General features: G+C 43.2%; 7 protein-coding genes and 7 tRNA genes. 13 read left to right on the top strand and 1 reads right to left on the bottom strand.

What is annotated here, in order from left to right:
- Positions 1 to 125 precede the first annotated feature (125 nt).
- The 13 genes from WMO25_RS11550 to dut all read left to right on the top strand — a co-directional run bounded on the left by WMO25_RS11550 (position 126) and on the right by dut (position 7,327).
- Positions 126 to 199, top strand: a tRNA-Asp gene (locus tag WMO25_RS11550).
- Positions 200 to 206: 7 nt separating this feature from the next.
- Positions 207 to 279 (top strand) — tRNA-Val (locus WMO25_RS11545).
- Between the two features lie 5 nt (positions 280 to 284).
- A tRNA-Thr gene (locus tag WMO25_RS11540) sits at positions 285 to 357 on the top strand.
- A 30-nt stretch (positions 358 to 387) separates the two neighbouring features.
- Positions 388 to 469 (top strand) — tRNA-Tyr (locus WMO25_RS11535).
- A gap of 69 nt (positions 470 to 538) precedes the next feature.
- Positions 539 to 612: transfer RNA gene (locus WMO25_RS11530), tRNA-Met, on the top strand.
- A gap of 125 nt (positions 613 to 737) precedes the next feature.
- Positions 738 to 810: transfer RNA gene (locus WMO25_RS11525), tRNA-Phe, on the top strand.
- Positions 811 to 814: 4 nt separating this feature from the next.
- Positions 815 to 887: transfer RNA gene (locus tag WMO25_RS11520), tRNA-Lys, on the top strand.
- Between the two features lie 266 nt (positions 888 to 1,153).
- Positions 1,154 to 3,280 (top strand): anaerobic ribonucleoside-triphosphate reductase, encoded by a 2,127-nt coding sequence (gene nrdD, locus WMO25_RS11515; protein ID WP_349085437.1) that lies wholly within the window; start codon positions 1,154 to 1,156, stop codon positions 3,278 to 3,280.
- A gap of 969 nt (positions 3,281 to 4,249) precedes the next feature.
- Positions 4,250 to 4,429 (top strand): transposase, encoded by a 180-nt coding sequence (locus WMO25_RS11510; protein ID WP_435384309.1) that lies wholly within the window; start codon positions 4,250 to 4,252, stop codon positions 4,427 to 4,429.
- A 134-nt stretch (positions 4,430 to 4,563) separates the two neighbouring features.
- On the top strand, positions 4,564 to 4,971 hold the full coding sequence (locus WMO25_RS11505; protein ID WP_349085436.1) for a hypothetical protein: 408 nt from the start codon (positions 4,564 to 4,566) through the stop codon (positions 4,969 to 4,971).
- Complete coding sequence (locus WMO25_RS11500; RefSeq protein ID WP_349085435.1) at positions 4,968 to 6,134, top strand: DNA/RNA non-specific endonuclease; 1,167 nt, start codon at positions 4,968 to 4,970, stop codon at positions 6,132 to 6,134. The genes WMO25_RS11505 and WMO25_RS11500 overlap by 4 nt, the downstream gene beginning before the upstream one ends.
- 182 nt (positions 6,135 to 6,316) lie before the next feature.
- Positions 6,317 to 6,871: an anaerobic ribonucleoside-triphosphate reductase activating protein gene (gene nrdG / locus WMO25_RS11495; RefSeq protein WP_117527917.1), complete on the top strand. Its 555-nt coding sequence runs from the start codon at positions 6,317 to 6,319 to the stop codon at positions 6,869 to 6,871.
- 12 nt (positions 6,872 to 6,883) lie between these two features.
- A complete protein-coding gene (dut, locus tag WMO25_RS11490) occupies positions 6,884 to 7,327 on the top strand; it encodes a dUTP diphosphatase (protein WP_015514751.1) in 444 nt (147 codons plus the stop codon).
- Here dut and WMO25_RS11485 read toward each other — a convergent pair.
- On the bottom strand, positions 7,324 to 7,981 hold a 658-nt coding region (locus WMO25_RS11485), incomplete at its 5' end, for a dehydroquinate synthase/iron-containing alcohol dehydrogenase family protein (RefSeq protein WP_349085433.1). The two genes, dut and WMO25_RS11485, sit on opposite strands and share 4 nt — an antisense overlap.

The raw sequence follows: 7,981 nt of genomic DNA, 5'->3' as shown, positions 1-7,981 counted from the left end.
AGGGCAGGGGTGGAAGGGCAGTAATGTCCGGAGCTGACTGTTACTAATCGGTCGAGGGCTTGACCAAAATGGTTCTAGAGAATGTGTTTAGTTGATATGCAGTTTTGAAGGTGCATACCTTTGATGGCCTAGTGGCTCAGTTGGTTAGAGCGCCGCCCTGTCACGGCGGAGGTCACGGGTTCGAGTCCCGTCTGGGTCGTTCATATGGAATCTTAGCTCAGCTGGGAGAGCATCTGCCTTACAAGCAGAGGGTCATAGGTTCGAGCCCTATAGGTTCCATTGATGCCGATGTGGCTCAATTGGCAGAGCAGCTGATTTGTAATCAGCAGGTTATCGGTTCGAGTCCGATCATCGGCTTTTCTCGATATAAAAACTATATAGAGATATGGGCGGATTCCCGAGTGGCCAAAGGGGACAGACTGTAAATCTGCTGCGACACGCTTCGGTGGTTCGAATCCACCTCCGCCCAGTTGAAGTACTTGATAAATGGAATAGTTTGTCAGGTACTTATGTGTCTAAACAGACAATTAGATTATATCGCGGGGTAGAGCAACCCGGTAGCTCGTCGGGCTCATAACCCGAAGGTTGTTGGTTCAAATCCGGCCCCCGCAACTCAATAAGTAGAATAAGCTTAGAGTACCCACTTCACGAGTCTTCGACTCGTTCAGTGACCGTTGATTTGCAAATGCAAATCAACTATCATCTTTTCTGTCACTCTTGCGCTTACCTATTTATGCGCCCAGATAGCTCAGTCGGTAGAGCAGAGGACTGAAAATCCTCGTGTCACTGGTTCGATTCCGGTTCTGGGCACGATGGGATATTAGCTCAGTTGGTAGAGCACTAGACTTTTAATCTAGGTGTCCCGGGTTCGAACCCCGGATGTCTCATTGTTTTTAAGACTCTGAAATTATTTCAGAGTCTTTTTTTTCGCTAATAATCTGCTGTACAGAAAAAACTTTTTAAAATTCGTGAAAAGTGACGATATTTATTCTTCGAGATATTTCCTATGGTATTTTAATGACAAGCGTGCTATAATAGTCCACGGAGCGTTTGAAAAATAGAACGAATGTTCTCACTATATTTTGTGGTTAATTTGTTGTTTATGTTTGTAGACAACATGATATTGTTTCTTATAGATGAGAGGAAGGTCATTATGATTGTTATCAAAAGGGATGGACAGGAAGTCAATTATAACCGCAGTAAGATTATAGTTGCTATCGGGAAAGCCAATGAGGAGGTTCCGGAAGAAGAGAGAATCTCGAATCAGGAGATTGAAGAGATCGTTTCTTATGTGGAGACTAGAAAGAGAAAGAGAATTCTTGTTGAAGACATTCAGGATATCATCGAGCAGAAATTGATGGCCTTAGGGAAGTTTGATTTAGCGAAGCGATATATTGTGTATCGTTATACACGTGAGTTGGTGCGCCGCGCCAATACAACAGATGATTCGATTTTGAGCTTGATTAAGAACAGCAATAAAGAGGTTATGGAAGAGAATTCCAACAAGAATGCGACAGCAGCTTCCACTCAAAGAGATTTGATCGCAGGCGAAGTTTCCAAGGATCTCACGAAACGACTGCTTTTGCCTGAGAAGATTGCAAAGGCCCATGAAGAGGGAATTCTGCATTTCCATGATGCGGATTATTTTGTACAGCCGATTTTCAACTGCTGTCTGATCAATATTCAGGATATGTTGGACAATGGTACCGTTATGAACGGCAAGCTCATTGAGAGTCCTAAGAGTTTCCAGGTAGCCTGTACGGTGATGACTCAGATCATTTCAGCAGTAGCCAGCAGTCAGTATGGTGGACAGTCTGTTGATCTGAAGCACCTTGGCAAGTATCTGCGAAAGAGCCATGATAAGTATGAAAAGGCCTATAGAGCACATTTTGGCGATGAATTTGATGATGATATCATTGAGAAACTTGTCCAGGATCGTCTGAAGGATGAGCTGAAGTCCGGTGTTCAGACGATTCAGTATCAGATTAATACATTGATGACTACCAATGGTCAGTCACCTTTTGTTACACTCTTTCTGAATCTGGATGAGAATAACGAATACATTGAAGAGAATGCAATGATTGTTGAGGAAATCCTCAGACAGCGTCTTGAAGGTATTAAGAATGAGAAGGGTGTTTATGTAACACCTGCATTTCCAAAGTTGATTTATGTTCTGGATGAGAACAACTGCTTAAAGGGTGGCAAATATGATTACATTACGAAGTTGGCTGTGAAGTGTTCTGCAAAGCGTATGTATCCGGATTATATTTCTGCGAAGAAGATGCGTGAGAATTATGAAGGCAATGTTTTCAGTTGTATGGGATGCCGAAGTTTCCTGTCACCTTGGAAGGATGAGAACGGCAACTATAAGTTTGAAGGTCGATTTAATCAGGGTGTTGTCAGCATTAATCTGCCGCAGATCGGTATTCTGGCGAAAGGGAATGAAGAAGTATTCTGGAAACTGATGGACGAACGTCTGCAGTTATGTTTTGAGGCGCTTATGTGCCGTCACAATGCGTTGAAGGGTACATTATCGGATGTCAGTCCTATTCACTGGCAGTATGGTGCGATTGCCCGTCTGGATAAGGGTGAGAAGATTGATCCGCTTCTGTATGGCGGTTATTCTACCATGTCTCTTGGCTATATCGGACTCTATGAAGTAACCAAGCTGATGAAGGGTGTCAGTCATACGGATCCTGTGGGCGAGGAGTTTGCACTTCGTGTCATGAATCATATGAAGGAAGCAACAGACAGATGGCGTGATGAGACGAACATCGGTTTCAGTCTATATGGTACACCGGCAGAATCTCTTTGCTATCGTTTTGCAAGAATCGATCTTGAGAAGTTCGGTGAGATTAAAGATATCACTGATAAGGGATATTATACGAATTCTTATCATGTGGATGTCAGAGAGAAGATTGATGCATTCAGCAAGTTCTCATTTGAGAGCCAGTTCCAGAAGATTTCATCCGGCGGATCTATTTCTTATGTGGAGATTCCGAACATGAGACATAATCTTGAGGCATTAGAGGAAGTTGTCAAGTTTATCTATGACAATATTCAGTATGCAGAATTTAATACAAAGTCTGATTATTGTCATGTCTGTGGTTATGACGGCGAGATCAAGATCAACGATGATCTTGAGTGGGAATGTCCGCAGTGCGGCAATAAGGATCACTCTAAGATGAATGTTACAAGACGTACATGCGGTTATCTTGGCGAGAATTTCTGGAATGTGGGTAAGACGAAAGAGATTAATGCCAGAGTGATGCATTTGTAATTCAGAGTCTAAAAACCGATACAAAACTTAAATTATAATGCCACAGATACAAAAGATGACATTTTGGAAGATTAAATGTAATGGAAACAAATGTCAAAAAAATTTAAAATTATAATTTAACTCCAAAATTGCACCATCAATAATTCATATTACCTAGCAAAGGCATCTTTCATAGACAGTTATAAAACTGCTTGTGGAAGATGCTTTTTATTTTTACTATGAACTGTGAATTCAAAATTGAACGACAAATTTAATGCGTGAGCCGTAATATGTACTAGATTCAAGAACAGAGATGATATCCTTCATCTGTTTCAGCTGATAATATAATACATCCAACGCTCTGTAATGCAGTTCGAATAGTAATTTGGTGTACAATGCTTTATATCGGCGGCATGGTTGCTGCACTGGCAATGATCGGTCTTGGCGGATATATGGTGATCAGACGAAGAAGGGAAAGATAAAGATTATCTGATGATTTCTTGGTACATCAAAAAAACTCCTCTGCTGTAATAAGGGGAGGAGTTTTAGATATAAACTGATTTTACATATTGCGTATAAAATTAAAAATTGATATAATTGAAATATGGGTGCTGCCATATAACGGTAGGCGGTTAGTCCTCCAACAGCGGGTTGCAGAGTGCCAGTGGCACTCGTTTTGCAACGACAGAAGTAGAACGAAGAACGGTGACCCTCTGATTACATAGATACCCGAAAGGGAATCCGTAAGGAAGGAGGGCTAAGCCAATGAGTATTGTTGACTTTATTGCAGTAGTAAGCTTCGGTTTAACCTGTTTTAGTATAGGATATACATTTGGTAAAGATAGTAATAAGACACAAAAATAACCGCCCACGTCTGGTAAACTAAGCGGTTATTTTTGTAATTCACTTTATTGGACTAACCGTCTATCGGTAGCCCTCTTTTTATATAATTATATTAGCATGCATTTCTAAAAATGTCAAAAAATTATTTTGATACTTTGTGTAGTTAGCTATTTGTTCTGTTTCCTTGGTGTGAAAACCCAGACTGCCTTATCCACACTTGTAGAAGCTGGCGATTTTAAACGTTTCGCCAGTGCCAAACAGTTTGCATCTTATCTGGGGCTTACACCAGGCGAAGATTCTAGTGGTGGGGATCAGAACAGGCTATAAATCAAATGGTTTTATGTCGTGTGAGGACGAATTTATTGACAACCAATGTTGTTGACAGCACTGGCAAAATAATTGCGCTAGAGATTTTAAGCAGCGCAATAGGATGTCAGAAAAAAGATGATGGAGGAGTAATAATGCGAGTAATAGTTTGCGTGGATGACAATGGAGGTATGCTGTTTAATCATCGCAGACAGAGCAGGGACAGAGTGCTTTGTGAGCGCGTGCTGCAGATGGCTGATGAGCGTGATTGCAGCGTGTATATGAATACGTATTCAGCTAAGATATTTCAGGAAGATAACAGAATTGCAGTGTCTGAGAATTATCTGGAGGAAGCAGGAGTACAGGATTTGTGTTTTGTCGAGAAAGAGCCGCTGGCGACTTATTTTGACAAAATAGATGAATGCATCGTTTTTAAATGGAATCGTGTTTATCCGGCAGATCAGCATCTGGATATTGACATTTCCAAAATGACTAAGGTTCAGGAAGAGGAGTTCGTGGGATTTTCTCATGAGAAGATAACGATGGAGGTTTATGAACGATGAGAAGCAATAAGCGAAACAATAAGTTAAGTTATTTTTTGACGCTGTTGTTGTGTCTGTGCATGCTGGTTGGCTGCGGATCTGGTGCAGCAACCCAGGTTATGCTGAAAGCAGAAGATTCAGAAACAGAATCTTATGTTGAGACGGTTCAGACGGAATCTGCGGAGAATGATCCTGGGGATGAAACAGAGATACAGACAGCAGCTGAAACAGAGATACAGGATGCTGCACAAGTCCAGTCGGATGACTCAAAGCAAAAAGTGGTTCATACCGGTACCGCATCAGCATTTAATGCAGCAGATGTTCCGGCATATTCCGGGGAACCATATACAGCTGTCAACAATAATGAACCCTATTTTACATCGGATAATCTGACAACAGAAGCTTTTGAGAATTACAGTGAATTGGATGCGCTTGGACGCTGCGGGGTGGCTTATGCCAATGTCTGCCTTGAGACAATGCCTACAGAGAAGCGCGGTAGCATCAGCGAAGTGAAGCCCACAGGATGGCATTCAGTTAAATATGACAATGTGGACGGCAAGTCGCTGTACAATCGCTGTCATCTGATTGGCTATCAGCTGACTGCTGAGAATGCCAATCAGCAGAATCTTATTACCGGTACACGTTATCTGAATGTGGACGGGATGCTGCCTTTTGAGAATATGGTGGCCGATTACGTGAAAGAAACAGATAACCATGTGCTTTATAGAGTGACACCTATATTTACGGGCGATAATCTTGTAGCGGATGGCGTACTGATGGAGGGATATTCTGTCGAAGATGAAGGCGACGGTATTTGCTTCTGCGTTTATGCGTACAATGTTCAGCCGGGAATTACAATAGACTATGCAACCGGTGACAGCTGGCTGTCTTCAGAAAAGGGAAATTCCGACAGCAGTTCCGGCGGCAATTCTGCAGTCAGCCAGTCAGCCGCAGAAAAAAGCGGTACACAGCAGGCTGCGGTTCAGACAGAATTCGTCAAGGAGACAAGCGCACCGGTCAGCACAGGGACAGAGTACATATTGAATACGAATACCAAGAAGTTTCATTATCCGTCCTGTTCTGGTGTGAAGCAGATGAAAGCGTCAAATAAAAAGGAATACACAGGTTCCAGGGATGATCTGATCGCTCAGGGATATGATCCATGCAAGAAATGCAATCCATAAATTAACGCAGGATAAATTAACGCAGAGGTATTATTCATAAATTTGCTGCTTGCGGTTCATGTTGTTTTCTCATATAATGATAAGGATGCATGTCTGTACAGCTGGCACAGAATGTGAATCGGGTCGGGGCGATGTGATCACGGCCGGAACAAATATATTTACTGAATAGAAGGTTGATGAATTTGAATTACGCAGATATTAAATACTGCGATGTGGCCAATGGCAAGGGCGTTCGTGTGTCGCTTTTTGTCAGCGGATGTACGCATCACTGCAAAGGATGTTTTAACGAGGAGACATGGAATTTTCATTACGGAAAGCCATTTACAGAAGAAACGGAGAAACAGGTACTGGATTATCTGGACAAATCTTATATTGCGGGTCTGAGTCTGCTTGGCGGGGAGCCCTTTGAGCATGTGAACCAGCAGGGACTGCTTCCACTCTTGAGAAAAGTAAAGGCAAGATTCCCGGAGAAGAATATCTGGTGTTATACAGGCTATGATTTTGAAAAGGATATTCTCGGAAGAATGGCAGAGCAGTGGGAAGAGACAAAAGAGATGCTGTCTTATATTGATGTGCTGGTGGACGGCGAGTTTAAAGAGGCACTCAAGAGCCCGAGCCTGCAGTTTAAGGGCTCATCGAACCAGAGAATTATAGAAGTACAGCCCTCATTGAAAGAGGGTCATATTGTCCTCTGGGAGCCGAAGGAATATGTTCATGTTGAGGTCAGAGAGAATTAGGAGGAGATGAAGATGAAACAGCAGGTGAATATAAAGAAACTGGATGACAGAGCAATCATTCCAACATACGGAACAGCGTTTTCAGCAGGTGCGGATCTGTATGCATGTATGGATCATGCAGTGACAATCGCACCGGGTGAGACCTATCTGGTACATACAGGCATCAGTGCAGCAATCCCTGAAGGTTATGCAGGGCTTATTTATGCGCGAAGCGGGCTGGCAACCAAGAAAGGTCTGGCACCAGCCAACAAGGTAGGGGTTATTGATGCGGATTACAGAGGCGAGATTATGGTTGCTCTGCATAATCATTCCAATCAGCCGGCAGAGATTGAGAACGGTGAACGTATTGCACAGATGGTGATAACACCGTTTTTGACAGCAGAATTTGTCGAGACAGCGGAACTGGATGAGACAGAGCGCGGTGCAGGCGGTTTTGGATCTACAGGCAGAATCTAATAGATATCCTTTAGAATCCGGACAATTTCACTGACCAGCGGATATCCGGATCCGGCATCGGCACAGATGGCGGATAACTGTTCAAAACTGCGCAGAGCCAGGTCCTCTATGCGCTGAAGATAGTCTTTTTCTCGGATATGGCAGCTCTTAATATTGGTCGGGAGATGGGCATCATCAAGAAGTGTGTCAATTTTTTCGGCCAGTATATCGGCTGCCCGTCGGTTTCCGTCGAAGGATGGATTGATGGCAGCCAGCATTTTTAAATAGTTATCAGCAGAGCAGGCGGAGGCAGAAACCGTCCAGGCTTTTCCGGAGAGATGTGTGGAATCACTGCCATAATACAGGAGCAGACGGGGTATCAGGAGTGCCTGCAAGGCAGACATCGATATCCGAAATTCACAGCATAATTGTTGTGAGAGGATATGAGAAAGGCCGAGGCCGGTATGAGAACAGGCCAGTCCGGATAAAATACATGCATTTTGCAAATGTTCCAAACAGGCGTCAGGCCTGTTTTTTTGATGCCCTCTTTCGGAGGAGGAGGACAAAAAAAGCGGAAGCCAGACAAGAAACAGCTGAATGGAACGGAAAGCCATAGCATCGGAAATATCATCTCCGCCGACGAATAAGAGAGAATCAAAAGCATCGGCCATAGCA

Origin of the sequence: Coprococcus intestinihominis, assembly GCF_040096555.1 — a bacterium.
GTDB lineage: Bacteria > Bacillota > Clostridia > Lachnospirales > Lachnospiraceae > Coprococcus_A > Coprococcus_A intestinihominis.
The sequence above is the reverse complement of the archived record's forward strand: the minus strand, read 5'-3'. Positions and strand labels throughout refer to the sequence as shown.

Excerpts from the sequence above, each read along its gene's own strand:
- nrdD (WP_349085437.1), top strand. The coding sequence starts at position 1,154 with ATGATTGTTATCAAAAGGGATGGACAGGAAGTCAATTATAACCGCAGT.
- WMO25_RS11505 (WP_349085436.1), top strand. The coding sequence starts at position 4,564 with ATGCGAGTAATAGTTTGCGTGGATGACAATGGAGGTATGCTGTTTAAT.
- WMO25_RS11500 (WP_349085435.1), top strand. The coding sequence starts at position 4,968 with ATGAGAAGCAATAAGCGAAACAATAAGTTAAGTTATTTTTTGACGCTG.
- dut (WP_015514751.1), top strand. The coding sequence starts at position 6,884 with ATGAAACAGCAGGTGAATATAAAGAAACTGGATGACAGAGCAATCATT.